Origin of the sequence: Rhizobium sp. UBA1881, assembly GCF_002338015.1 — a bacterium.
Classification (GTDB): Bacteria; Pseudomonadota; Alphaproteobacteria; order Rhizobiales; family Rhizobiaceae; genus Rhizobium.
This window is the reverse complement of sequence record NZ_DDHH01000190.1, coordinates 1-24,082: the sequence shown is the minus strand read 5'-3', so window position 1 is coordinate 24,082 and position 24,082 is coordinate 1. Positions and strand designations below refer to the sequence as shown.

The following is a 24,082-nucleotide window of genomic DNA, read 5'->3' as shown; positions in this document are numbered from 1 at the left end:
ACATGATCCACCTCCGCGGGAGCGCGCAACGGCGTTCCCGCTGGCGTTGGCGAACGCTTCCTTAACCGCCGTTTCGTATCATCTGCCCCTACCCCACCCGAGCAGACACGATGTCGAACAAGCCGAATTTCCGCTTTACTCATTATGATCTCAAGGAACAGCGCGCCGGAACGGTGATCGAGGTGATTTTGAACGCGGTCGCCAATGTTCGACTGATGACATCGCCGAACTACCAGCGCTTTACCGAAGTGCTCGACTTCAAATATGTAGGCGGCGTTGCGCGCAAATCTCCGATCCGGGTGCCGATCCCCGACAGCGGCCACTGGCATCTCGTGGTCGACATGGAAGGCCATCACGGTCTTGCGGAATCATCCGTCAAGATCGTCACCGCGCCATCGGCTCAGACACGGGCGTCGTGATCAGCGCGGATTGCGCTCTTTCCTGAGTTTCGACCACCATTCAAGCCGCTTGCGGATATCGCGCTCGAAACCGCGCTCGGGCGGATCGTAGAAGGTCTGGCGGCCCATCTTCTCCGGGAAATAGTCCTGGCCGGAAAAGGCGTCCGGCTCGTCGTGGTCGTAGCGATAGCCTTCGTTGTAGCCCTCATCCTTCATCAGCTTGGTCGGCGCGTTCAGGATGTGCTTTGGCGGTAGCAGCGAACCGTTCTGCTTGGCGGCCATCGTGGCGGCCTTGAAGGCGGTGTAGACGGCGTTCGATTTCGGCGCGGTGGCGAGGTAGACACAGGCCTGCGCCAGCGCCAGCTCCCCCTCGGGCGAGCCGAGATAGTCGTAGGCGTCCTTGGCGGCATTGCAGATGACCAGTGCCTGCGGATCGGCAAGGCCGATATCCTCGACCGCCATGCGTACCAGCCGACGGCCGAGATAGAGCGGATCCTCGCCGGCGTCGAACATGCGTGCCAGATAATAGAGCGCCGCATCGGGGTCGGAACCGCGCACGGATTTGTGCAGCGCCGAGATCAGATTGTAGTGGCCGTCCTGGGCCTTGTCGTAGACGGGGGCGCGGCGCTGGACGATCTTGGTCAGTCCCTCGGTGTCGAAGATTTCGTCGCGGCGGGCGGCACGCCAAACTTCCTCGGCGAGCGTCAGCACGGCGCGGCCATCGCCATCGGCCATGCGCAACAGGCTGACGCGGGCTTCCGGCGTGAGCGGCAGCTCCCTGCCCTCGATCGCCTCGGCGCGGTTCAGAAGCTCGGCCAGGCTCTGATCGTCATGCGACTTGAAGGTCAGTACGCGGGCGCGTGACAAAAGAGCGGCGTTGAGCTCGAAGGACGGGTTCTCGGTGGTGGCGCCGACGAGGATGACGGTGCCGTCTTCCATCACAGGCAGGAAGCTATCCTGCTGGGCGCGGTTGAAGCGATGGATCTCGTCAACGAAGAGCAACGTCTGGCGCCCATCCATGCGGCGCAGGCGGGCGGCCTCGAAGACTTTCTTGAGATCGGCGACGCCGGAGAAGATCGCCGAAATCTGTTCGAAGGCAAGACCCGCCTCGCCCGACAGCAGGCGCGCGACGGTGGTCTTGCCGGTTCCGGGTGGGCCCCAGAAGATCATCGATCCCAACGAGCCGCTTTCGATCATCCGCCTGAGAACACCGTCCTCGCCGGTCAGGTGATCCTGACCGGTGACGTCGGCGATGGTCTGCGGGCGAAGCCGATCCGCGAGCGGCCGCCTGTTGGCGACCTCCGGCGGAATGCGCGGCGCGAAGAGGTCATTGCTCATCGGAAGAACTGCCGGATGCGCTGGCCGTTGCGCTCGATCTCGACGCGCCAGAAGCTCGGGTTCTGCGCGGCCAACGTAGCAAGATCCTTCGTGGTCTTCACATCGGCGCTGTTGACGGAGACAATGATGTCCTTCGGCTCGAAACCGAGCTGTTGGGCAACGGAGCCATCCTTCACTTCCGAAACGACGACGCCCGTGCTCTCGCTTGCCATGCGCAGCTCATCGGCCACGCGCGGCGACAGGTTCTCGACGACGGTGCCTGTGAACGGCGAACGGCCGCCGATCGTGCGCTGATCGCGCGGCGTCGTCTCGGGCGCCTGGCCGAGCGTCATCTTCACATGCTCTTCCTTGCCATTGTCGGTGATGGCGAGATCGACAGGCTTGCCGAGACCGGCCGTGGTCAGGCGGTAATACAGTGCGTCGGGATGCTCCACCGAGATGCCATCGACGGCGGTGATTACTTCACCCGCCTTCAGGCCGGCCTTTGCGGCCGGGCCGCCTTCCGTGACCTTGACGACGATGGCGCCGCGCGCTTTCTCGAGGCCGAGTGCATCGGCAACGTCGGAGGTGACAGCATCGAAGGTCGCGCCCACATAAGGACGCTCGAAGGTCTTCACGCCCGCGTCGGCGGAAGCGACGAAGACTTTCACGAGGTTGGCGGGGATGGCGAAGCCGATGCCGTTGGAGCCGCCGCCGCGCGAGAAGATGGCGGTGTTGATGCCGATCAGCTCGCCCTTCATGTTCATCAGCGCGCCACCGGAATTGCCGGGGTTGATCGATGCGTCGGTCTGGATGAAGAAGCCGAACTCGTCCTTGACGACCTGGTTACGCGCCAGCGCCGAGACGATGCCTGACGTGACCGTCTGGCCGACACCGAACGGGTTGCCGATGGCCAGCACGAGATCGCCAACCTCAACAGCGTCGGAATTGCCGATCGGAAGCGCCGGGAACGTCGCCTTGGTATCGACCTTGAGCACGGCGAGGTCCAGACGATCGTCCTTGAGAATGACCTTGCAGGGAAACTCGCGACCATCCGAGAGCGCGATCTTGATTTCGTCGGCGCCTTCGATGACGTGGTTGTTGGTCACGATCGTGCCGTTCGCCTCGACGATGACGCCGGAGCCGAGCGAGGACTGCTTCTGCGTACGGTTCGGCATCTGCTGGCCGAAGAACTGCTCGAAGAAGGGATCGCCGGCAAACGGCGACTGACGGCGAACGGTCTTTTCCGCATAAACGTTCACCACCGCACCCGCCGTCTGCTTGACGAGCGGCGCGAAGGACAGCTGCATCTCCATCTGGCTCTGCGGCACGGTCTTGCCCGTCTCGCTATTCGCCGTTTGGGCATGAGCGTTGATCGGCAGTGCAAGCACCAGAGCAAGCAGCGGCAGAGAGGCGCGCTTCAACAGGTCGTGCATAAGAATCCCTTCTTGAAATCGTCTTGAGAGAACGTTGTAGTGCCGGACGCTAGAAAGGAAAGAGGGCGGAAGCATGGAAGATCAAGGCGGGTCAACCGATGCGCAACATACTTGCCAAACTGAGTCAGGAACGACAGGCATGCAACTGATATCAAAGGCCAAACTGTGGGCGAAATCACTGAAGCGTGACATCGTCGCGCTGTGGCTTGCCGCGCGGGACAGACGCGTACCCTGGTACGCGAAGGCGGTCGCTGGCGGCGTCGCCGCTTACGCGCTATCGCCGATCGACCTGATCCCCGATTTCATTCCCGTGCTCGGTTATCTCGACGATCTCCTCATCGTGCCCTTGGGCATCATGCTCGCCGTCAGGCTCATCCCGTCCGATGTCATGGCGGAACTGCGCGTCGAGGCCGCCGCGCGTCTGGAGCGGCCGTCCAGCCGCGCCGGGCTCATCGTCATCCTTGCCATCTTGGGTTTGCTGCATCATCTTCATCGGCATGGCATTCTTGAGAGCCAGATAGACGGACAGGAACCACTGCATGACGCGATATCGCCAGCCCCTTCTTTTCACCGCCGCCGCCCTGCTGCTTTCATCCGCCGGGATAAGCCACGCGGCGAGCTTCGATTGCGAAGCCAAGGAGTTGAAGCCGGACGAGAAGGCGATCTGCGACAACCGCGCGCTGAACGACGCCGATGTGAAGATGGTGACGACCTTCGACCTGTTATCCGGCCTGCTTGCCATGGGCTCGCGCGGCACGATGCAGGATGAGCAGACGGCGTGGCTGAAGAAGCGACAGGAGTGCGCCGCCGACGTCGCCTGCATCCAGGCTGCCTATGACGAGCGGCTGAAGCAGCTGGCGGAAAGCTACAAAAACATAAACCGGCCGCTTTGAGGCGACCGGTTTAATAGAACAATTGACTTTTAATCAGTAGGTTCAGCGATCGCCGAGATCGCGAACGGCGCCGCGGTCGGCGCTGGTCGCGAAGGCGGCGTAGGCCTTCAGCGCGGTCGTGACGTTGCGCTTGCGCTTTTCGGCCGGCTGCCAGCCCTTGGCGTCTTGTTCGGCGCGGCGGGTCGCCAGTTCCTGGTCGTCCACGCGCAGGCTGATCGTGCGGTTCGGGATGTCGATGTCGATCATGTCGCCTTCGCGCACAAGGCCGATGGTGCCGCCATTGGCCGCTTCCGGAGAGGCGTGACCGATCGACAGACCCGAGGTGCCGCCGGAGAAGCGGCCGTCGGTGATCAGCGCGCAAGCCTTTCCGAGGCCCTTCGACTTCAGGTAGCTCGTCGGATAGAGCATTTCCTGCATGCCCGGGCCGCCCTTCGGGCCTTCGTAGCGGATGACCACGACGTCGCCGGCGACGACTTCGTTGGACAGGATCGCCTTTACTGCCGCGTCCTGGCTTTCATAGACCTTGGCCGGGCCGGAGAACTTCAGGATCGATTCATCGACGCCAGCGGTCTTCACGATGCAGCCGTCGAGCGCGAGGTTGCCCTTCAGGACGGCGAGACCGCCATCCTTGGAGAAGGGATGCTGGGCATCGCGGATGACGCCGGTTTCGCGGTCGAGGTCGAGTTCTTCCCAACGCGAGCTCTGGCTGAAGGCGACCTGCGTCGGAACACCGCCGGGAGCGGCGCTGAAGAGATCGAAGGCAGCCTTGTTGTCGGTGACCGCGACATCCCACTGCGCCAGCGCTTCGCGCATGGTCGGCGCGTGGACGGTCGGCAGATCGACATTCAGCAGGCCGGCACGGTCGAGTTCGCCGAGGATGGCCATGATGCCGCCGGCGCGGTGAACGTCTTCCATGTGAACGTCGGCCTTGGCGGGCGCGACCTTCGACAGGCAAGGAACGCGACGCGACAGGCGATCGATATCGTCCATCGTGAAATCGATCTCGCCTTCATGGGCCGCCGCGAGAATGTGCAGAACGGTGTTGGTCGAGCCACCCATGGCAATATCGAGCGCCATGGCGTTCTCGAACGCGCCTTTGCTGGCGATAGTACGCGGCAGAGCGGTCAGATCGTCCTGTTCGTAATAGCGACGTGCGAGCTCGACGACGCGGCGACCGGCTTCAAGGAAGAGTTCCTTGCGGTCGGAATGGGTGGCGAGTGTCGAGCCGTTTCCTGGTAATGACAGGCCCAGGGCTTCCGTCAGACAGTTCATCGAGTTTGCCGTGAACATGCCGGAGCAGGAACCGCAGGTCGGGCAAGCGGAGCGCTCGATGACGGCGACGTCTTCATCGCTGATCTTGTCGTCAGCGGCTGCGACCATGGCATCGACGAGGTCGAGCGCAACCTTCTTGCCGTTCAGCACCACCTTGCCGGCTTCCATCGGGCCGCCAGAGACGAAGACCGTCGGGATATTGAGGCGCAGCGAGGCCATCAGCATGCCGGGGGTGATCTTGTCGCAGTTGGAGATGCAGACCATGGCGTCGGCGCAGTGGGCGTTGACCATGTATTCGACGCTGTCGGCGATCAGCTCGCGCGAAGGCAGCGAATAGAGCATGCCGTCATGGCCCATGGCGATGCCGTCGTCGACGGCGATCGTGTTGAACTCCTTGGCGACGCCGCCGGCCGCTTCGATTTCGCGCGCGACGAGCTGGCCGAGGTCCTTCAGGTGGACGTGACCCGGCACGAACTGGGTGAAGGAGTTGACCACCGCGATAATCGGCTTGCCGAAATCCGAATCCTTCATGCCCGTGGCGCGCCAAAGGCCGCGCGCACCCGCCATGTTGCGGCCGTGGGTCGTGGTTCTCGAACGATAAGCTGGCATTGGTGTTTCCTCACAACATCGGAAGTCTTGCGCGATACCGGGCGGATCTTGACGACACGCTCCGACTATCGCTGCTTTTTGGAATTGTCCTAATCCAAAGAGTATATGCTGTCACTACCGGGAAAGGCAAAAGCGGTACTCCTCGGTACGCCTCAGGCGCCCATCGATCATATACGTGGGCAGAACGTGGTTTGTTACAGGCGGACGGTACGTTTTCGCTACACGATAAGTTGGCTTCCCGGGCGGCCGCTTCAAGGCGTAAACAGTGATCCGAAACGAGCTTGAATGCGTTCAAGTTCCATGCCGAGCTTCTGTTGCTCAGGAGGATATCATGCCCGTCTATCGTCCACCCAAGATTGCTTCGTCTGAGATCACGCCGCGCCAGACCTATCTTGATCGCCGCCAGTTCCTTGGCGCCGCCGCGATCGGCGCAGTGGGTCTATTGGGTGCCGGCACTGCCAGCGCAGCCGCACTTACGACCGTCGACAGCAAGTACAAGGTCGACGAGAAGCTGACCCCGATCAAGGATGTGACGACATACAATAATTTCTACGAGTTCGGTCTCGACAAGGGTGATCCGGCGGCGCTGTCGGGCGACTTCAAGCCCACGCCCTGGACGATCAAGGTCGATGGCATGGTCAACAAGCCGGGCACCTTCGATCTCGACGCGCTGATGAAGGAATTTCCGATCGAGAGCCGTACCTATCGCATGCGCTGCGTCGAGGCATGGTCGATGGTGATCCCATGGGACGGCTTTCCGCTGGCCTCGCTGCTCAGCAAGGTCGAGCCACTCGGAAGCGCCAAGTATGTCGCCTTCGAGACCGTTGTGCGCCCGGAGGAGATGCCGGGGCAGAAGGGCATCTTCCAATCGCTTGACTGGCCCTATGTGGAAGGTTTGCGGCTCGACGAGGGCAACCACCCGCTGACGCTGCTTGCCGTCGGGCTTTATGGCGAGACGCTACAGAACCAGAACGGCGCGCCGATCCGGCTGGTCGTCCCGTGGAAATATGGATTCAAGGGCATCAAGTCGATCGTGCGGATCACGCTGACGGACAAGGAGCCGAAGAACACCTGGCAGGTCACCAATTCGCAGGAATACGGCTTCTATGCCAACGTCAATCCCGCCGTCGATCATCCGCGCTGGAGCCAGGCGACCGAGCGGCGGATCGGCGAGAGCGGATTCTTCGGCGCCAGCCGACATCCTACACTGCCGTTCAACGGCTATGGCGATGAGGTGGCGAGCCTCTATACCGGCATGGACCTGAAGGCGAACTTCTGATGGCAACGCTCTCGTTCAGCCTGCCGAAGCGATGGCACTCGGCCTCCGTCTGGCTGCTCTACGCCGTCGGGCTGCTGCCGGCCGCCTGGACCTTCTATCTCGGCGCCACCGACCAGCTGGGGGCCGATCCGGTCAAGACGTTCGAGCTGTTCCTCGGCCTCTGGGCGATCCGCTTCCTGGTGCTGACGCTCGCCGTATCCCCTGCCCGCGATCTGCTCGGCTGGAACTATCTGCGCTATCGCCGCGCGCTGGGACTTCTCGCTTTTTACTACGTGGCCATGCACTTCACGGTCTACATGGTCCTTGACCAAGCGCTCGACGTTTCCGCTGTCCTCGACGATGTGATGAAGCGTCCCTTCATCATGTTCGGCATGGCCGGCCTTGTGCTGCTCGTGCCGCTGGCTGTCACCTCCAACAACCTGTCGATCAGGAAGCTCGGCTCGAATTGGATCTGGCTGCACAAGCTGATCTACATCATCGCCGCCTGCGGCGCGGTGCACTTCGCGCTGTCGACGAAGCTTCTGGATCTCGAGCAGTATGTCTATGTCGGCCTGATCATCCTGATGATCCTCTATCGGTCATGGCGGCCGATTGCGCGCAGTCGCAAACGCAGCCAAGGACGGCGCGGCACTGGCGGGCGGACCGAAAAGGTCGCCGCGTAAAACTCGAAGGCCCAGCGCGGCGACGCCGCTTCTACCGAAATCAACGTCTCAAACGAAAACAGCCGGGCTTTTCAGCCCGGCTGTTTTTGCTTCCGGCGAACCGGAAAATATTAAGCGGCTTCAGCAGCAGCTGCTTCGGCTTCAACGCGAGCCTTGTCGGCTGCGCCCTTGGCGAAGGTGTCGCGGTCAACGAATTCGATGACGGCGAGAGCGGCGTTGTCGCCCTGGCGGAAGCCAGCCTTCATGATACGCAGGTAGCCGCCGTTGCGGGTTGCGTAGCGCGAAGCGATCGTGTCGAAGAGCTTCGAAACAACAGCGGCGTCGCGGATCTGCGAAATCGCCTGACGACGAGCGTGCAGGTCGCCGCGCTTGCCGAGGGTTACGAGCTTTTCAACGATCGGACGGATTTCCTTTGCCTTCGGCAGGGTGGTCACGATCTGCTCATGGGTGATGAGCGAAGCCGCCATGTTGGCAAACATTGCCTTGCGGTGGCTAGCGGTTCTATTCAGCTTGCGGCCGGCTTTACCGTGGCGCATTGCTATTCTCCTTCACATGCAGGCATCTCGCCCGCCGTTTGATGGTTAGTATTGGTCTTCGTAACGCTTGGCGAGATCTTCGATGTTCTCGGGCGGCCATGCCGGCACTTCCATGCCGAGGTGCAGGCCCATGGAAGCGAGAACTTCCTTGATTTCGTTCAGCGACTTGCGACCAAAATTCGGCGTGCGGAGCATTTCTGCTTCGGTCTTCTGAATGAGGTCGCCGATGTAGACGATGTTGTCGTTCTTCAGGCAGTTTGCCGAGCGAACAGACAGTTCGAGTTCGTCCACCTTCTTGAGGAGAGCCGGGTTGAAAGCAAGTTCGGTGACTGCTTCTTCTTCGGTTTCCTTCTGCGGCTCGTCGAAGTTGACGAACACGCCAAGCTGATCCTGCAGGATGCGAGCCGCGAAAGCGACGGCATCTTCGCCGGAGATCGAGCCATCGGTTTCGATGGTCATGTTCAGCTTGTCGTAGTCGAGAACCTGTCCTTCGCGGGTATTTTCAACCTTGTAGGACACCTTCTTGACCGGCGAATAAAGGCTGTCGACCGGAATGAGACCGATCGGAGCATCTTCCGCACGATTGCGATCGGCCGGAACATAACCCTTGCCGTTGTTGACCGTGAATTCCATGCGGATTTCGGCGCCCTCGTCGAGCGTGCAGATCACATGCTCGGGGTTGAGGATTTCGATATCGCCGACCGTCTGGATGTCGCCAGCCGTTACAACGCCCGGACCCTGCTTACGCACGACCATGCGCTTTGCGTCGTCGCCATCCATCTTGATGGCGATTTCCTTGATGTTCAGAACGATGTCGGTGACATCTTCACGAACGCCAGGGATCGACGAGAATTCATGCAGCACGCCATCGATCTGCACAGCCGTCACTGCGGCACCGCGCAGCGAGGACAGCAGAACGCGGCGAAGCGCGTTGCCGAGGGTGAGGCCGAAACCGCGCTCCAGCGGCTCTGCTACGAGCGTCGCCTTGGTGCGCGAGCTCGAAGAGAACTCGACCTTGTTCGGCTTGATCAATTCCTGCCAGTTTTTCTGAATCATATTTTTGCCTTCCGTTCGTTGCCACCATCCAATCGTGGCAACCGAGCTTGAGAAGCATCGGGAGCGAGGATCCGCTCACCGATGTTGTGAATGGCGATGATCAGACGCGACGCTTCTTGCGCGGGCGGCAACCATTGTGCGGGATCGGGGTCACGTCGCGGATGGACGTGATCATGAAACCAGCAGCCTGGAGGGCGCGCAGAGCGGATTCACGACCCGAACCCGGACCGCAAACTTCAACTTCCAGCGACTTCATGCCGTGTTCCTGAGCCTTCTTGGCGCAGTCTTCAGCAGCGATCTGAGCAGCGAACGGGGTCGACTTGCGCGAGCCCTTGAAGCCCTTGGCGCCAGCAGACGACCAGGCAATGGCGTTGCCCTGTGCGTCGGTGATCGTGATCATCGTGTTGTTGAAGGTCGAGTTGACGTGAGCGACGCCCGACGAAATATTTTTACGTTCGCGACGGCGAACGCGTACGGCTTCCTTGGCCATTTTAATCCCTTTCTTGGATCTCTGCACCGCCGTAATACCAGCGGCTACACCGGAACGAGACCTTGCGGCCCTGCCCCAAACTCAAAAGAGGCCGGCGCAGACCGCCAGCCCCCTCACCTCCGGTTTCCCGGAAATTACTTCTTCTTACCAGCGATAGCCTTTGCCGGGCCCTTGCGGGTACGAGCATTGGTGTGCGTGCGCTGACCGCGGACCGGAAGGCCACGGCGATGACGCAGGCCGCGGTAGCAGCCGAGGTCCATCAGACGCTTGATGTTCATCGAGGTTTCGCGACGCAGGTCACCTTCGACCTGGTAATCGCGGTCGATGGTTTCGCGGATCTGCAGGACTTCAGCGTCGGTGAGCTGATTCACGCGACGATCAGCAGGAATACCGACCTTCTCGATGATTTCCTGTGCGAATTTCGGACCGATCCCGTGAATGTACGTCAGCGCGATTACAACGCGCTTTGCGGTCGGGATGTTGACGCCAGCGATACGTGCCACGCCTATTCTCCTTGCGTTCCAGTTGCCATCCGGCAAGTGGTGTCTCGTTACACGGCCTTGAAAGGCCGCAATTACAATTCAGGTTCTCAACAAGTCAAAACGATCGAACCCGGAATTCCTATCGGAAGTCCGCGCCGATCGCATCAGATATCGCGAGTTGGCGCGGTGTTTAACGGAATCAGTGCTGAAAAGCAACCGCTCCCGCCAAGTTTTATTTCCAAAGCCTTACAGCTTCGAAAGTATGCCCTCGATCTCGCCGGTGACGTGATCGATGTCTGCCATGCCATCCACCGACTGCAACTTGCCCTTGGCATAGTAGTAGCCGATCAGCGGCGATGTTTCCTTGTAGTAAGCGCCGAGACGCGTCACCACGGTTTCGCGGTTGTCATCGGGACGACGCTTGAAGTGAGTCGAACCACAGCGGTCGCAGACCCCCTCCACCTTCGGCTTGACGTTGGTGTCGTGATAGCCGGCACCACAGTTCGCACAGGTGTAACGGCCCGAAACGCGGTCCGCGAGGATAGCGTCGTCGACCTGGATCTCGACGACCTTCGACAGTTCGATGCCCTTGCCCTTGAGCATGGCTTCCGTCGCATCGGCCTGAACCAGCGTGCGCGGGAAACCGTCGAGGATGAAGCCATTCTCGCAATCGGGCTGGTCGATACGTTCCGACACGATTGCGATGACGATGTCGTCAGAGACCAGCTTGCCAGCATCCATGACGGCCTTGGCGCGCTTGCCGACTTCGGTACCGGCCTGAACGGCGGCGCGAAGCATGTCACCCGTGGAAAGTTGCGGAATGCCGTACTTTTCCACGATCCGCTGAGCTTGAGTCCCCTTACCCGCGCCCGGCGGCCCCAAAAGTATAAGTCTCATCGACCCCTCTTTCCTCCACGCAACTTCGATTTCTTGATCAGGCCTTCGTACTGCTGCGCGATCAGGTGACCCTGAATCTGCGCGACCGTATCAAGAGTTACGCTAACGACAATCAAAAGCGAAGTGCCACCGAGGGATAATGGGATCCCTGTCTGCGACACGAGGATTTCTGGAAGAATGCAGACGAATACGAGGTAGATCGCGCCGATGACCGTGATGCGGGTCAGCACGTAATCGATGTACTCGGCGGTGCGCTCGCCGGGACGGATGCCCGGGATGAAGCCGCCGTGCTTCTTCAGATTGTCGGCCGTGTCCTTCGGATTGAAGACGATGGCCGTATAGAAGAAGGCGAAGAAGGCGATCAGCAGACCGTAGAGGAGCATGTAGAGCGGCTGGCCGTGGCCGAGTGCCGCGACGATGGAGGTCACCCAGGTCGGCATGTTGGTGGTGCTGGCGAAACCCGCGATCGTTGCCGGCAGGAGCAGCAGCGAGGAGGAGAAGATCGCCGGGATAACGCCCGAGGTGTTGAGCTTCAGCGGCAGGTGCGAGGTATCGCCCTGGAACATGCGGTTGCCCACCTGGCGCTTCGGATACTGGATCAGAAGGCGACGCTGGGCGCGTTCGACGAAGACGATGATCGCGATGACGGCGATCGCAACGACGATGACCAGCAGGATGAGGCTCGTCGACAGCGCGCCTGTGCGGCCGAGTTCGAGCGTACCGGCAAGAGCCGAAGGCAGGCCAGCGGCGATGCCGGCGAAGATGATGAGCGAGATACCGTTACCGATACCGCGCGAGGTGATCTGCTCGCCGAGCCACATCAGGAACATCGTGCCGCCGAGCAGCGTGATGACCGTGGAGACGCGGAAGAAGATGCCCGGATCGACAACGAGCCCCTGCCCGCTCTCAAGACCAATGGCGATGCCATAGGCCTGCAGCGTGCCGAGAAGCACCGTGCCGTAGCGGGTGTACTGGTTGATGATCTTGCGACCCTGCTCGCCTTCCTTCTTCAGGTTTTCGAGCGCCGGCACGACCGAGGTCATCAGCTGAACGATAATCGAAGCGGAAATGTAAGGCATGATGCCGAGCGCGAAAATCGCCATGCGCTGAACAGCGCCGCCCGAGAACATGTTGAAGAGGCCGAGAATGCCGCCTGCCTGACCCTGGAAGGCCTGTGCATAGGCCTGCGGGTTGAGGCCGGGAAGCGGAATGTGCGTTCCCAACCGATAGACGAGGAGAGCTGCCAGTGTAAACCACAGGCGCTTCTTGAGATCCTCGGCTTTGGCGAAGGTCGAGAAATTGAGGTTGGAAGCCAACTGTTCCGCTGCAGACGCCATGCGTATCTCCGCGCTACCGGTTTCGGGCTCTGACCAAGCGAAAGGCAGAACGCCGGATCGGCATTTCTGAATTATTCAAAAGCGGGCTTCGGACGGATTGCGGGCGCAACCTATGCCTCACCCTGTTGTTCGTTCAACCTGTCTTGACGCACGTGCATCCGACCGGTTTTTGTGAGGCTCACATATGGGAGCAAAACCGCCCGGTGTGAAGCACCCCGGGCGGTTTATCATAGATTAAATTATTCTGCAGCTGCGGCAGAAAGAAGCGTGACGGAACCGCCAGCCTTTTCGATCTTTTCGACTGCCGGCTTGGAAGCGCCAGCAACTTCGAACTTAACCTTTGCCTTCAGCTCGCCGTCGGCGAGAACGCGAACGCCGTCCTTGACGCGACGGATAACGCCGGCAGCCTTGAGAGCTGCTGCATCAACCGTGGACTTGGCGTCGAGCTTGCCAGCGTCGATAGCAGCCTGAACACGCTCCAGGGACACGACAACGAAGTCGGCCTTGAAGATGTTGTTGAAGCCGCGCTTCGGCAGACGACGGTAGATTGGCATCTGACCGCCTTCGAAGCCGTTGATGGCTACGCCCGAACGGGACTTCTGACCCTTGACACCGCGACCACCGGTCTTGCCGGAGCCCGAACCGATACCGCGGCCGAGGCGCTTGCGGCTATGGGTCGAACCTTCGTTGTCTTTGATTTCATTGAGTTTCATAGCGAATACTCCCTGCTTACTTCTCGTCGACGATGCGAACGAGATGCTGGACAGCACGGATCATGCCACGAACGGAAGGGGTATCTTCCAGCGTGCGACGACGGTGCATCTTGTTCAGCCCGAGACCGATCAGCGTGCGCTGCTGGACATCCGGACGGCGAATCGGGCTGCCGATCTGCTCGACGGTAACCGTCTTTGCTTCGGTCTTCTTTGTAGCCTTGGCCATGGATCAGCTCCTCTTATTCTTCAGAAGCGTTACCAGAAGCGGCACGGCGAGCCTGAAGCGTTGCATACTTGATGCCGCGCTGTGCTGCGATGTCCTTCGGGTGAACCTGGTGCTTCAGAGCGTCGAAGGTAGCGCGAACCATGTTGTATGGGTTCGAGGAACCGGTCGACTTGGCGACGACGTCGTGCACGCCGAGCGTTTCGAAAACAGCGCGCATCGGACCACCGGCGATGATACCGGTACCGACCTTGGCCGAACGAAGCAGAACCTTGCCGGCGCCGTGGCGGCCGTGAACGTCGTGATGCAGCGTACGGCCGTCACGCAGCGGTACGAAGATCAGTTCGCGCTTGGCAGCTTCAGTTGCCTTGCGGATTGCTTCCGGCACTTCACGTGCCTTGCCGTGACCGAAGCCTACGCGGCCCTTCTGGTCACCGACGACGACGAGGGCTGCAAAACCGAAACGACGGCCGCCCTTGACGACCTTGGCGACGCGGTTAATCGCGACCAGCTTGTCGACGAATTCGCTATCGCGCTCTTCGCGGTTCTGGCGATCGTCGCGCGAACCTTTTCTTTCCTGTGCCATTGTCCTTTTCCTTTTTCTTTTGCGGGTGGAACGGCAGACAACACGAGGACCGCAGCAGCCTCCCCTATCGAGGAGCGTTTGCGGTCCGGTTAAAATCCGGCCGGAGCGCTGAGCTCCGGCCGGAAATTCATTAGAAGGTCAGACCGCCTTCGCGGGCTGCATCTGCCAGGGCCTTGATACGGCCGTGATAGATGAAGGCGCCACGGTCGAATACGACTTCCTTGACACCAGCCTTGGAGGCGCGCTCGGCGACGAGCTTGCCAACGGCGGCAGCTGCCGCGGTGTCAGCACCGGTCTTCAGAGAACCGCGCAGGTCCTTATCGAGCGTCGAGGCAGCCGCGAGGGTCTTGCCGGCAACATCGTCGATAACCTGAACGTAGATGTTCTTCGAGGAGCGATGAACCGACAGGCGCGGACGGCCATTGGCCACCGACTTGAGATGACGGCGCACGCGGTTGGCACGACGTGCAAGTGCTTCTTTCCTGCTAGCCATTTCGCGTGATCCTTACTTCTTCTTGCCTTCTTTGCGAACGATACGTTCGCCGGCATACTTGACGCCCTTGCCCTTGTAAGGCTCAGGACCGCGGTATTCGCGGATTTCAGCGGCGACCTGGCCGACCTGCTGCTTATTGATGCCAGTGACAACAATTTCAGTAGGCTTCGGCACAGCGATCGTGATGCCGACCGGCGGCTCATAAACCACGTCGTGGCTGAAACCGAGAGCGAGCTGCAGGTTCTTGCCCTGGAGCGACGCGCGGTAACCAACGCCGTTGATTTCGAGCTTGCGCTCGTAGCCGTCCTTAACACCCGTGAAGATGTTCTCGATCATCGTGCGGGACATGCCCCACTTCGAACGAGCATCCTTCGACTGCGTGAGCGGCGTCACGACAACCGCATTGTTTTCGAGCTTAACGCCGACTTCGTCGTTTGCGACGAAGAACAGCTCGCCCTTCGGGCCCTTTGCAGTAACCTTCTGGCCTTCGACCGTAGCCGTAATCCCAGCAGGAATCTGAACGGGCTTCTTACCGATACGAGACATTTTTATATCCTGTCTGTTCGCTATGGAGATCGATGCTCGGTATTAGAATACCGAGCAAAGAACCTCGCCACCAACGTTCTGTTCGCGAGCCTGGTGATCAGCCATCACACCCTTCGGAGTCGAAAGGATGGTGATGCCGAGACCGTTCGCGACCTGCGGAATGGACTTGACCGAGACATAAACCCGGCGGCCCGGCTTGGACACACGGCCGATCTCACGGATCACCGATGCGCCTTCGTAGTACTTCAGCTCGATGTTGATTTCAGACTTGCCATTGCCGAAATCGACAAGAGCGTAGCCACGGATGTAGCCTTCAGCCTGGAGAACATCGAGAACACGTGCACGGAGCTTCGAAGCAGGCGTCGAGACCGACGACTTGCGGCGGGAAGCGCCGTTACGGATGCGGGTGAGCATATCGCCCAACGGATCAGTCATTGTCATCTAACCTGCTCCTTACCAGCTGGACTTGACGATGCCCGGCACCTTGCCGAGATTGCCGAGTTCACGCAGCGCGATACGCGACATGCGCAGTTTGCGGTAGTATGCGCGCGGACGGCCCGATACTTCACAACGGTTGCGAATACGGGTCTTCGATCCATCGCGCGGCAGGGATGCCAGCTTGATCGAGGCCTTGAACCGGTCTTCGATCGGAAGAGCCTGGTTCATGATGATCGCCTTCAACTCGGCGCGCTTAGCGGCCTGGTTGGCGACCGTAATACGGCGGCGCTTGTTCTTTTCAACTGCGCTGGTCTTCGCCATGTGTGGTTCCTTTTCTACGCTCGTCGTTACGGTTACTGACGGAACGGGAAGTTGAACTCTGTGAGCAGAGCCCGTGCTTCGTCGTCCTTGGTGGCCGTCGTGCAAACGATGATGTCCATGCCCCACATCTGATCAACCTTGTCGTAGTTGATCTCAGGGAACACAATGTGCTCCTTGATGCCCATGGCGAAGTTGCCACGGCCGTCAAAGCTCTTCGGGTTCAGGCCGCGGAAGTCGCGAACGCGCGGAAGCGCGATGTTCACGAGACGGTCCAGGAACTCGTACATGCGAGCGCCGCGCAGGGTAACCTTTGCGCCGATCGGCATATCTTCGCGGACCTTGAAGCCAGCGATGGAGTTGCGTGCACGGGTGATGACCGGCTTCTGACCAGCGATAGCGGCCAGGTCAGCTGCGGCAACAGTCGGCTTCTTCGAATCAGCCGTTGCTTCACCAACACCCATGTTGATTACGATCTTGTCGAGCTTCGGAATCATCATCTCGTTGGCGTAGGAGAACTTCTCCTGCATCGCCGCACGGATGCGCTCGACATATTCCTTCTTGAGCCGCGGCTCGTACTTTGCCTGAGCCATCAGATCACCTCACCGGAACGCTTGGCCACACGGACCTTCTTGCCGTCAACAACCTTGAAACCAACGCGGGTCGGCTTGCCGTCCTTGTCGATGATCGAGACGTTGGACAAGTGAACCGAGGCTTCCTTGCTGATGATGCCGGCTTCCTGCGTCTGCGTCTGGCGCTGGTGGCGCTTCACGACGTTGACGCCACGGACTACGGCGCGATCTTCCTTGGGCAGAACCTGAAGGACTTCGCCAGTGCGGCCCTTGTCCTTGCCTGCGAGCATGACGACCGTGTCGCCCTTACGAATCTTTTGCATCGTTCGTGCTCCTTACAGAACTTCTGGAGCGAGCGAGATGATCTTCATGTGGTTCTTGGCGCGAAGTTCGCGCGGAACCGGTCCGAAGATACGGGTGCCGATCGGCTCTTTCTTGTTGTCGATGAGGACTGCTGCATTGGTGTCGAAGCGGATGATGGAACCATCTACGCGACGGATTTCCTTGGCGGTGCGAACGACAACCGCCTTCATCACGTCACCCTTCTTCACGCGGCCGCGCGGAATAGCTTCCTTGATCGAAACGACGATAACGTCGCCGATCGAGGCATACTTGCGCTTAGAACCGCCCAGCACCTTGATGCACATGACACGACGTGCGCCGGAATTATCCGCCACGTCGAGGTTTGTTTGCATCTGAATCATATCAGGTCGCCTTCTTGTGTTTACCGGAATGGTTGGGCTGTCGCCCCCTACCCCGGCATATGAAAATTGTCAGCCGGCCGCTTGCCACGAGAGCAGGCGAAAACACGGCATTAGCTTGACTAGCGCGGGATCGATCGTGCCAGGGTGGTTTCCCAAACGGGACCTTCCGTGCGCTCAAAGCAAAAGAACGCTCGACGAACGAGCGTTCTGACGCTGCTTCATACAGAAATTTCCGCGAGACGCAAGGCCTCGCGAGAAATTCTTACTTTGCCTGGCCGGAAATGACCGTCCAGCACTTGTCCTTGGAGATCGGCGCGCATTCCTCGATGGATACGGTATCGCCAATCTTGTACTGATTGTTTTCGTCGTGGGCCTTGTACTTCTTGGAACGACGAACGGTCTTCTGCATCAGCGGATGAGCGAAACGACGCTCAACGCGGACAACTACAGTCTTCTCGTTCTTGTCGCCAACGACGACGCCCTGCAGGATGCGCTTCGGCATATTCTTAGGCCTTTGCTTCTGCCGCCTTCTGGCGGGCAATGGTTTTCACGCGGGCGATGTCCTTGCGAACTTCGTTGACGCGGGAGGACTTTTCGAGCTGACCGGTGGCCTTCTGGAAGCGCAGGTTGAACTGCTCCTTCTTCAGGTCGGCGAGCTTGTCCTTGAGCTGATCGGCCGTCAGGCCGCGAACTTCTTCGGCTTTCATGTGCCTTGCTCCTTACTCTGCAATGCGCTGTACGAAGCGCGTCTTGACCGAGAGCTTGGCAGAGCCGAGGCGAAGCGCTTCGCGAGCGATTTCTTCGCTGACGCCGTCGATCTCGAACATCATGCGGCCTGGCTTGACCTTGCATGCCCAATATTCAACAGAGCCCTTACCCTTACCCATACGGACTTCGGTCGGCTTTGCGGTTACCGGAACATCCGGGAACACGCGGATCCACACACGGCCAGCACGCTTCATGTAGCGCGTGATCGCGCGGCGGGCCGCTTCGATCTCGCGTGCATTTACGCGGTTTGGCTCCTGAGCCTTAAGGCCGAATTCACCGAAGGCGAGGTCGGAACCACCCTTGGCGACGCCCTTGATGCGGCCCTTAAATTGCTTGCGGTACTTGGTACGCTTTGGCTGCAACATTTTCTTATTCTCCGAACTTATCTGCCACCAACGCTATTAAGCGTTGTCGCGGCGACGATCGCGGTCACGGCTAGCCGGACCCTGAGCATCACCCTCGAGTGCGCGGCGCTCGGAGGCCATCGGATCGTGCTCAAGGATTTCGCCCTTGAAGATCCAAACCTTGATGCCGCAGATACCGAAAGCGGTTTCCGCTTCGGCTGTGCCGTAGTCGATGTCAGCGCGCAGCGTATGCAGCGGCACGCGACCTTCGCGGTACCATTCCGTACGAGCGATTTCAGCACCGCCGAGACGGCCCGCGCAGGTGATCTTGATGCCTTCGGCGCCAAGACGCATTGCGGACTGAACGGCGCGCTTCATGGCGCGACGGAAAGCAACACGACGCTCGAGCTGCTGAGCGATCGACTGAGCGACCAGTACAGCGTCGACTTCCGGCTTGCGAACTTCAACGATGTTGAGGTGCGTTTCGGAGTTCGTCATGTCCGACAGCTTCTTGCGGAGCTTGTCGATGTCTGCGCCCTTCTTGCCGATGATCAGGCCCGGACGAGCCGAGTGGATCGTGACGCGGCACTTCTTGTGCGGACGCTCGATAACCACCTTGGAGATACCAGCCTGCTTCAGTTCGCTCATGACGAACTTGCGCATCTTCAGGTCTTCGTGCAGCAGCTGACCGTATTCGGCATTGTCCGCGAACCAGCGGCTATCCCAGGTACGGTTGATGCCAAGACGGAAACCAATCGGATTGATTTTCTGACCCATTATGCGGCCTCCTCGGTGGCGGCTTCAACTTCGCGAACAACGATCGTGAGGTGCGCAAAGGGCTTTTCGATGCGCGATGCACGACCACGGCCACGAGCGTGGAAACGCTTCATGACGATCGACTTGCCAACGTAAGCTTCCGCTACGACCAGCGAGTCAACGTCGAGATCATGGTTGTTCTCGGCGTTTGCGATCGCAGATTCGAGCGTCTTCTTGACGGCGCCTGCGATGCGCTTGCGGGAGAATTCCAGCTCAGCGAGTGCGCGCTCGACCTTCTTGCCGCGGATAGCCGCGGCAACCAGGTTGAGCTTCTGTGGGCTGACGCGGAGCGTGCGGGCGACTGCTTGCGCCTCGTTGTCCTTCAGCCGGCGTTCGGCTTTTGCCTTGCCCATCGTTACTTCCTCTTTGCCTTCTTGTCCGCACCGTGACCGTAGTAGGTCCGGGTCGGAGAGAATTCACCGAATTTGTGACCGACCATGTCTTCATTGACGTTGACCGGAATATGCTTGCTGCCGTTGTAGACGCCGAAGGTGAGACCGACGAACTGGGGCAGGATCGTGGAGCGACGGCTCCAGATCTTGATTACTTCTGCACGTCCGCCTTCACGAACCTTCTCAGCCTTCTTGAGAAGATAGCCGTCAACGAACGGACCTTTCCATACTGAACGAGCCATTGGAGACTTCCTCTCTTACTTCTTACGCTGATGACGCGAGCGCATGATCATCTTGTCGGTCGACTTGTTCGACCGGGTGCGCTTGCCCTTGGTCGGCTTACCCCAAGGGGTAACCGGGTGACGACCACCGGAAGTGCGGCCTTCACCACCACCGTGCGGGTGGTCGACAGGGTTCATGACAACACCGCGGTTATGCGGACGCTTGCCGCGCCATACGGTACGACCGGCCTTGCCGTCGTTGATGTTGGCGTGGTCAGGGTTCGAAACCGCACCGATCGAAGCAAGGCAGGAGCCCGGCACGAGGCGCTGTTCGCCAGAGTTCAGACGAAGGATCGCGAGACCCGCATCGCGGCCTACGAGCTGTGCGTAGGAACCAGCGGAGCGAGCGATCTGACCGCCCTTGCCCGGCTTCATTTCCACGTTGTGGATGATGGAGCCAACCGGGATGTACTGCAGGGGCATGGTGTTGCCCGGCTTTACGTCCACAGCCTTTTCAGAGGCGATGACCTTGTCGCCGGCAGCAAGGCGCTGCGGAGCGATGATGTAGGCCTGTTCGCCGTCGGCGTAGGAGATGAGCGCGATGAACGCGGTACGGTTCGGGTCGTATTCGATACGCTCGACTGTGCCTTCAACTTCGAACTTGCGACGCTTGAAGTCGATCAGACGATACGTACGCTTGTGACCGCCGCCGATGAAGCGAGCCGTGATGCGACCGAGGTTGTTACGACCGCCGCTCTTGGTCAGACCCTGCGTCAGCGCCTTGACCGGCTTGCCCTTGTAGAGCGAAGAGCGGTCGACGATGACCAGCTGACGCTGGCTCGGGGTCGTAGGATTGAATGTTTTCAATGCCATGTTTTTATTCCTCAGAGACCGGTGGAGACGTCGATCGTCTGGCCTTCAGCCAAAGTCACGATTGCCTTCTTCACGTCCTTCTGCTTGCCGACAAAACCGCGGAAACGACGGGTCTTGCCCTTGCGGAGCAGAGTGTTGACGGCCGTGACCTTGACGCCGAAGAGCGCCTCGACTGCAGCCTTGATTTCCGGCTTCGACGCCGTCTTAGCGACGTTGAAAACAACCTGGTTGTTTTCCGATACCAGAGTGGACTTTTCGGTGATCGACGGCGAGACGATCACATCATAGTGGCGAAGATCGGTCACTTGAAACGCTCCTCTAGAGCTTCAACGGCAGCCTTGGAAAGCACGAGCTTGCCACGGCGCACGATGTCATAAACGTTGATGCCCTGGATCGGCAGAACATCGATGTTCGGGATGTTCTTGGCTGCGAGCTTGAAGTTGCCATCAAGTTCGGCGCCGCCGATGAAGAGAGCGTTGGTCAGGCCGAGCGTTGCGAAGGTCGAAGCCAGAGCCTTGGTCTTTGCTTCAGCAGCAACCAGGTTGTCGATGATGATGACATCATCAGACTTCAGCTTTGCCGACAGAGCCAGACGCAGGCCCAGAGCGCGAACCTTCTTCGGAAGGTCGTGTTCGTGGCTGCGAGCAACCGGGCCGTGAGCCTTACCACCGCCGCGGAACTGCGGAGCACGAGCCGAATGGTGACGAGCGCGGCCCGTACCCTTCTGCTTGTACATCTTGGCACCGGTGCGCCATACGTCGGCGCGGCCCTTAGCCTGGTGAGTGCCCTGCTGCTTCTTGGCAAGCTGCCAGCGGATTACGCGGGCGAGAATGTCTTCGCGGGGCTCGAGACCGAAAATCGCGTCAGAAAGAGAAACCTTCCCTGCGTCTTTTCCCTCGAGGGTCTTGACGTTGAATTCCATTGGTCTGGCTCCCTTACTTCGCGGCCGACTTGACGGCGTCGCGCACGATGATCCAGGCACCCTTGGAACCGGGTACTGCACCCTTGATCAGGATCAGACCACGATCTTCGTCGGTCGAAACCACTTCAAGGTTCTGAGTCGTTACGCGCGTCTGGCCCATGTGACCAGCCATCTTCTTGTTCTTGAAAACCTTGCCCGGGTCCTGGCGCGAGCCGGTCGAACCGTGCGAGCGGTGCGAAACCGACACACCGTGCGTGGCGCGCAGACCGCCGAAGCCGTGACGCTTCATGGCGCCGGCAAAGCCCTTACCAATCGTCGTGCCGGTGACATCGACGAGCTGACCGGTGGCGAAGTGGCCAGCCTTGAGCTCGGTGCCGACGTCAAGCAGGTTGTCTTCCGTGACACGGAATTCAGCGAGCTTGGCCTTCGGCTCGACGTTGGCAATAGCGAAATTGCCGCGCATCGCCTTGGACGTGTTCTTGACCTTCGCCGTGCCAGCACCAAGCTGAACTGCGGCGTAGCCGTTCTTTTCTACTGTGCGCTGGGCTACGACCTGGCAGCCTTCCATACGCAGTACTGTTACCGGAACATGTTCGCCGGCGTCGTTATAGACGCGGGTCATGCCGACCTTCTGTGCAATCACACCTGAACGCATCGGTTCAATCCTTCCAACTCAGCTCGAGCTAGGCTCAGAGCTTGATCTCAACATCGACACCAGCGGCGAGATCGAGCTTCATCAGCGCGTCTACCGTCTGCGGTGTCGGGTCAACGATGTCGAGGAGGCGCTTATGCGTGCGCATCTCGAACTGCTCGCGGCTCTTCTTGTCGATGTGTGGGGACCGGTTTACCGTAAACTTCTCGATGCGAGTCGGAAGCGGAACGGGGCCCCGGACGCTTGCGCCGGTGCGCTTCGCCGTCGACACGATCTCGCGCGTCGAAGCGTCGAGAATGCGGTGATCGAACGCCTTCAGGCGAATGCGGATATTTTGGCCGTTCATTCGACGTTATCCTTGTGTTTGTTACTTACGCGCCCTTGTTCAAGGCACGGGTTGTTTTCTTCCCTAAAGGCGGACCACCGGTTTCAAAGATCGAGAGGGACGTCGGAAACCGGCATCCCTATCCAGTCTTCAGGCCTTTCGGCCACCTTTATGTTAGCTTCAGTCTGCCGCTTCGAAACAACGAAGCAGCGCGCAAACAGCGCTTGCGCGCCATGTGCCGTATTTCTTTGTAATAAGCAAGCGGCTAAAGCCACTTGCTTCATAATAATGTCATCGAAGCGGCCGTCTCTTTCGAGACGGCCGATCTCAATGATTACTCGATGATCGAGGCAACGATGCCAGCGCCGACGGTACGGCCGCCTTCGCGGATAGCGAAGCGCAGCTTTTCTTCCATCGCGATCGGAACGATCAGCTCAACGGCAACCGTGACGTTGTCGCCAGGCATAACCATTTCCGTGCCTTCCGGCAGCGAAACGATGCCGGTAACGTCGGTCGTGCGGAAGTAGAACTGCGGACGGTAGTTGGTGAAGAACGGCGTATGACGGCCGCCTTCTTCCTTCGTCAGGATGTAGGCTTCAGCCATGAACTTCTTGTGCGGCTTGACAGAGCCCGGCTTGCACAGGATCTGACCACGCTCAACGCCGTCACGGTTAACACCGCGAACCAGAGCACCGATGTTGTCGCCAGCCTGGCCCTGATCGAGCAGCTTGCGGAACATTTCAACGCCGGTAACCGTCGTCTTCGAGGTAGCGCGGATGCCGACGATTTCGACTTCTTCACCAACCTTGACGATGCCGCGCTCGACGCGACCGGTCACAACCGTACCACGACCCGAGATCGAGAACACGTCTTCGATCGGCATCAGGAACGGCTGGTCGATCGGACGCTCAGGCGTCGGGATGTAGGCGTCGACAGCGGCCATCAGTTCGCGAACGGCGTCTTCGCCGATCTTCTTGTCCGAATCGTTGAGAGCGGCCAGAGCCGAACCCTTGACGACAGGAACGTCGTCGCCCGGGAAGTCGTAGGACGACAGAAGTTCGCGAACTTCCATCTCGACGAGCTCGAGCAGTTCCGCGTCGTCGACCTGGTCGACCTTGTTGAGGAACACGACCAGAGCCGGAACGCCAACCTGACGAGCGAGCAGGATGTGCTCACGGGTCTGCGGCATCGGGCCGTCAGCAGCCGAGCAAACCAGGATCGCGCCGTCCATCTGTGCGGCACCGGTGATCATGTTCTTGACGTAGTCGGCGTGGCCGGGGCAATCAACGTGGGCATAGTGACGGTTGGCCGTCTCGTACTCGACGTGTGCCGTCGAGATGGTGATGCCGCGTGCCTTTTCTTCCGGAGCAGCGTCGATCTGGTCGTACGCCTTGAACTCGCCGAAGTACTTCGTGATCGCTGCCGTCAGAGACGTCTTGCCGTGGTCAACGTGGCCGATCGTGCCGATGTTAACGTGCGGCTTGTTGCGCTCAAACTTACTCTTTGCCATTT

Annotated in this window: 35 protein-coding genes and 1 pseudogene; 5 read left to right on the top strand and 31 right to left on the bottom strand. The window is 59.8% G+C overall.

Annotated features, from left to right (window positions below; genetic code table 11):
* Positions 1-110 precede the first annotated feature (110 nt).
* A complete protein-coding gene (locus tag B3605_RS22960) occupies positions 111-419 on the top strand; it encodes a DUF1883 domain-containing protein (protein WP_296436334.1) in 309 nt (102 codons plus the stop codon).
* On the opposite strand, the gene B3605_RS22955 is transcribed toward B3605_RS22960, so the two are convergent.
* Together B3605_RS22955 and B3605_RS22950 are read right to left on the bottom strand one after the other, a co-directional pair.
* Complete coding sequence (locus B3605_RS22955; protein ID WP_018900249.1) at positions 420-1,736, bottom strand: replication-associated recombination protein A; 1,317 nt, start codon at positions 1,734-1,736, stop codon at positions 420-422. It lies immediately after the preceding gene.
* The gene (locus B3605_RS22950; RefSeq protein WP_112941568.1) at positions 1,733-3,151 is read right to left on the bottom strand and encodes a DegQ family serine endoprotease; all 1,419 of its coding nucleotides are present in this window, start codon (positions 3,149-3,151) and stop codon (positions 1,733-1,735) included. The genes B3605_RS22955 and B3605_RS22950 overlap by 4 nt, the downstream gene beginning before the upstream one ends.
* Positions 3,152-3,290: 139 nt before the next feature.
* Between B3605_RS22950 and B3605_RS22945 the strand changes: the two are divergent.
* Positions 3,291-3,672, top strand: a pseudogene (locus tag B3605_RS22945) (YkvA family protein).
* 18 nt (positions 3,673-3,690) lie between these two features.
* Entirely contained in the window at positions 3,691-4,044 is a 354-nt protein-coding gene (locus tag B3605_RS22940; RefSeq protein ID WP_112941570.1) for a lysozyme inhibitor LprI family protein, read from the top strand.
* 42 nt (positions 4,045-4,086) lie between these two features.
* Here B3605_RS22940 and ilvD read toward each other — a convergent pair whose 3' ends face one another.
* Positions 4,087-5,925: a dihydroxy-acid dehydratase gene (gene ilvD / locus B3605_RS22935; RefSeq protein ID WP_018900253.1), complete on the bottom strand. Its 1,839-nt coding sequence runs from the start codon at positions 5,923-5,925 to the stop codon at positions 4,087-4,089.
* A gap of 331 nt (positions 5,926-6,256) precedes the next feature.
* Between ilvD and msrP the strand changes: the two genes are divergently transcribed.
* Entirely contained in the window at positions 6,257-7,204 is a 948-nt protein-coding gene (msrP, locus tag B3605_RS22930) for a protein-methionine-sulfoxide reductase catalytic subunit MsrP (RefSeq protein WP_112941571.1), read from the top strand.
* Positions 7,204-7,866, top strand: a complete 663-nt coding sequence (gene msrQ, locus B3605_RS22925; RefSeq protein ID WP_112941572.1) for a protein-methionine-sulfoxide reductase heme-binding subunit MsrQ — start codon at positions 7,204-7,206, stop codon at positions 7,864-7,866. The genes msrP and msrQ overlap by 1 nt, the downstream gene beginning before the upstream one ends.
* A gap of 110 nt (positions 7,867-7,976) precedes the next feature.
* Here msrQ and rplQ read toward each other — a convergent pair whose 3' ends face one another.
* The 28 genes from rplQ to tuf form a co-directional block, all read right to left on the bottom strand.
* A complete protein-coding gene (gene rplQ / locus B3605_RS22920; protein WP_018900257.1) occupies positions 7,977-8,402 on the bottom strand; it encodes a 50S ribosomal protein L17 in 426 nt (141 codons plus the stop codon).
* 45 nt (positions 8,403-8,447) lie between these two features.
* Entirely contained in the window at positions 8,448-9,458 is a 1,011-nt protein-coding gene (locus B3605_RS22915) for a DNA-directed RNA polymerase subunit alpha (protein ID WP_007787729.1), read from the bottom strand.
* Between the two features lie 100 nt (positions 9,459-9,558).
* Positions 9,559-9,948, bottom strand: coding sequence for a 30S ribosomal protein S11 (gene rpsK, locus B3605_RS22910; protein WP_003547577.1), 390 nt, complete (start codon positions 9,946-9,948; stop codon positions 9,559-9,561).
* A 134-nt stretch (positions 9,949-10,082) separates the two neighbouring features.
* A complete protein-coding gene (gene rpsM, locus B3605_RS22905) occupies positions 10,083-10,451 on the bottom strand; it encodes a 30S ribosomal protein S13 (RefSeq protein ID WP_018900258.1) in 369 nt (122 codons plus the stop codon).
* A 225-nt stretch (positions 10,452-10,676) separates the two neighbouring features.
* Positions 10,677-11,327 carry an adenylate kinase gene (locus B3605_RS22900; RefSeq protein ID WP_026283317.1) on the bottom strand — a complete coding sequence of 217 codons (651 nt, stop codon included), beginning with the start codon at positions 11,325-11,327 and terminating at the stop codon, positions 10,677-10,679.
* Positions 11,324-12,664, bottom strand: a complete 1,341-nt coding sequence (gene secY / locus B3605_RS22895; RefSeq protein ID WP_018900260.1) for a preprotein translocase subunit SecY — start codon at positions 12,662-12,664, stop codon at positions 11,324-11,326. Before secY ends, B3605_RS22900 begins: the two co-directional genes overlap by 4 nt.
* Positions 12,665-12,903: 239 nt before the next feature.
* Positions 12,904-13,377 (bottom strand): 50S ribosomal protein L15, encoded by a 474-nt coding sequence (gene rplO, locus B3605_RS22890; RefSeq protein ID WP_016553563.1) that lies wholly within the window; start codon positions 13,375-13,377, stop codon positions 12,904-12,906.
* Between the two features lie 16 nt (positions 13,378-13,393).
* Complete coding sequence (gene rpmD / locus B3605_RS22885; protein ID WP_016553562.1) at positions 13,394-13,603, bottom strand: 50S ribosomal protein L30; 210 nt, start codon at positions 13,601-13,603, stop codon at positions 13,394-13,396.
* A gap of 13 nt (positions 13,604-13,616) precedes the next feature.
* Positions 13,617-14,186: a 30S ribosomal protein S5 gene (gene rpsE / locus B3605_RS22880; RefSeq protein WP_018900261.1), complete on the bottom strand. Its 570-nt coding sequence runs from the start codon at positions 14,184-14,186 to the stop codon at positions 13,617-13,619.
* Between the two features lie 130 nt (positions 14,187-14,316).
* Complete coding sequence (rplR, locus tag B3605_RS22875; protein ID WP_018900262.1) at positions 14,317-14,679, bottom strand: 50S ribosomal protein L18; 363 nt, start codon at positions 14,677-14,679, stop codon at positions 14,317-14,319.
* 12 nt (positions 14,680-14,691) lie between these two features.
* Positions 14,692-15,225 (bottom strand): 50S ribosomal protein L6, encoded by a 534-nt coding sequence (rplF, locus tag B3605_RS22870; RefSeq protein ID WP_018900263.1) that lies wholly within the window; start codon positions 15,223-15,225, stop codon positions 14,692-14,694.
* 42 nt (positions 15,226-15,267) lie between these two features.
* Positions 15,268-15,666, bottom strand: a complete 399-nt coding sequence (gene rpsH / locus B3605_RS22865) for a 30S ribosomal protein S8 (protein WP_018900264.1) — start codon at positions 15,664-15,666, stop codon at positions 15,268-15,270.
* Positions 15,667-15,678: 12 nt separating this feature from the next.
* Positions 15,679-15,984: a 30S ribosomal protein S14 gene (gene rpsN, locus B3605_RS22860; protein ID WP_018900265.1), complete on the bottom strand. Its 306-nt coding sequence runs from the start codon at positions 15,982-15,984 to the stop codon at positions 15,679-15,681.
* A gap of 32 nt (positions 15,985-16,016) precedes the next feature.
* A complete protein-coding gene (gene rplE, locus B3605_RS22855) occupies positions 16,017-16,574 on the bottom strand; it encodes a 50S ribosomal protein L5 (protein WP_018900266.1) in 558 nt (185 codons plus the stop codon).
* On the bottom strand, positions 16,574-16,876 hold the full coding sequence (rplX, locus tag B3605_RS22850; RefSeq protein WP_018900267.1) for a 50S ribosomal protein L24: 303 nt from the start codon (positions 16,874-16,876) through the stop codon (positions 16,574-16,576). The genes rplE and rplX overlap by 1 nt, the downstream gene beginning before the upstream one ends.
* A gap of 12 nt (positions 16,877-16,888) precedes the next feature.
* The gene (gene rplN / locus B3605_RS22845; protein ID WP_018900268.1) at positions 16,889-17,257 is read right to left on the bottom strand and encodes a 50S ribosomal protein L14; all 369 of its coding nucleotides are present in this window, start codon (positions 17,255-17,257) and stop codon (positions 16,889-16,891) included.
* Positions 17,258-17,519: 262 nt separating this feature from the next.
* On the bottom strand, positions 17,520-17,759 hold the full coding sequence (gene rpsQ, locus B3605_RS22840; RefSeq protein WP_018900269.1) for a 30S ribosomal protein S17: 240 nt from the start codon (positions 17,757-17,759) through the stop codon (positions 17,520-17,522).
* Positions 17,760-17,763: 4 nt separating this feature from the next.
* Complete coding sequence (gene rpmC / locus B3605_RS22835; protein ID WP_016553554.1) at positions 17,764-17,964, bottom strand: 50S ribosomal protein L29; 201 nt, start codon at positions 17,962-17,964, stop codon at positions 17,764-17,766.
* A 12-nt stretch (positions 17,965-17,976) separates the two neighbouring features.
* On the bottom strand, positions 17,977-18,390 hold the full coding sequence (gene rplP / locus B3605_RS22830) for a 50S ribosomal protein L16 (protein WP_003573792.1): 414 nt from the start codon (positions 18,388-18,390) through the stop codon (positions 17,977-17,979).
* 36 nt (positions 18,391-18,426) lie between these two features.
* Positions 18,427-19,146, bottom strand: a complete 720-nt coding sequence (gene rpsC / locus B3605_RS22825) for a 30S ribosomal protein S3 (protein WP_018900270.1) — start codon at positions 19,144-19,146, stop codon at positions 18,427-18,429.
* On the bottom strand, positions 19,146-19,538 hold the full coding sequence (gene rplV, locus B3605_RS22820; RefSeq protein WP_018900271.1) for a 50S ribosomal protein L22: 393 nt from the start codon (positions 19,536-19,538) through the stop codon (positions 19,146-19,148). Before rplV ends, rpsC begins: the two co-directional genes overlap by 1 nt.
* 2 nt (positions 19,539-19,540) lie before the next feature.
* Positions 19,541-19,819: a 30S ribosomal protein S19 gene (gene rpsS, locus B3605_RS22815; RefSeq protein ID WP_018900272.1), complete on the bottom strand. Its 279-nt coding sequence runs from the start codon at positions 19,817-19,819 to the stop codon at positions 19,541-19,543.
* Between the two features lie 15 nt (positions 19,820-19,834).
* Complete coding sequence (gene rplB / locus B3605_RS22810) at positions 19,835-20,671, bottom strand: 50S ribosomal protein L2 (RefSeq protein ID WP_018900273.1); 837 nt, start codon at positions 20,669-20,671, stop codon at positions 19,835-19,837.
* Positions 20,672-20,682: 11 nt separating this feature from the next.
* Entirely contained in the window at positions 20,683-20,976 is a 294-nt protein-coding gene (locus B3605_RS22805; RefSeq protein WP_018900274.1) for a 50S ribosomal protein L23, read from the bottom strand.
* The gene (gene rplD, locus B3605_RS22800) at positions 20,973-21,593 is read right to left on the bottom strand and encodes a 50S ribosomal protein L4 (protein WP_018900275.1); all 621 of its coding nucleotides are present in this window, start codon (positions 21,591-21,593) and stop codon (positions 20,973-20,975) included. The genes B3605_RS22805 and rplD overlap by 4 nt, the downstream gene beginning before the upstream one ends.
* 13 nt (positions 21,594-21,606) lie before the next feature.
* Entirely contained in the window at positions 21,607-22,248 is a 642-nt protein-coding gene (rplC, locus tag B3605_RS22795; protein WP_112941573.1) for a 50S ribosomal protein L3, read from the bottom strand.
* 34 nt (positions 22,249-22,282) lie between these two features.
* Positions 22,283-22,591, bottom strand: a complete 309-nt coding sequence (gene rpsJ / locus B3605_RS22790; protein ID WP_003547547.1) for a 30S ribosomal protein S10 — start codon at positions 22,589-22,591, stop codon at positions 22,283-22,285.
* A 313-nt stretch (positions 22,592-22,904) separates the two neighbouring features.
* Positions 22,905-24,080, bottom strand: a complete 1,176-nt coding sequence (gene tuf, locus B3605_RS22785) for an elongation factor Tu (protein WP_111561256.1) — start codon at positions 24,078-24,080, stop codon at positions 22,905-22,907.
* Between the last annotated feature and the right edge of the window lie 2 nt (positions 24,081-24,082).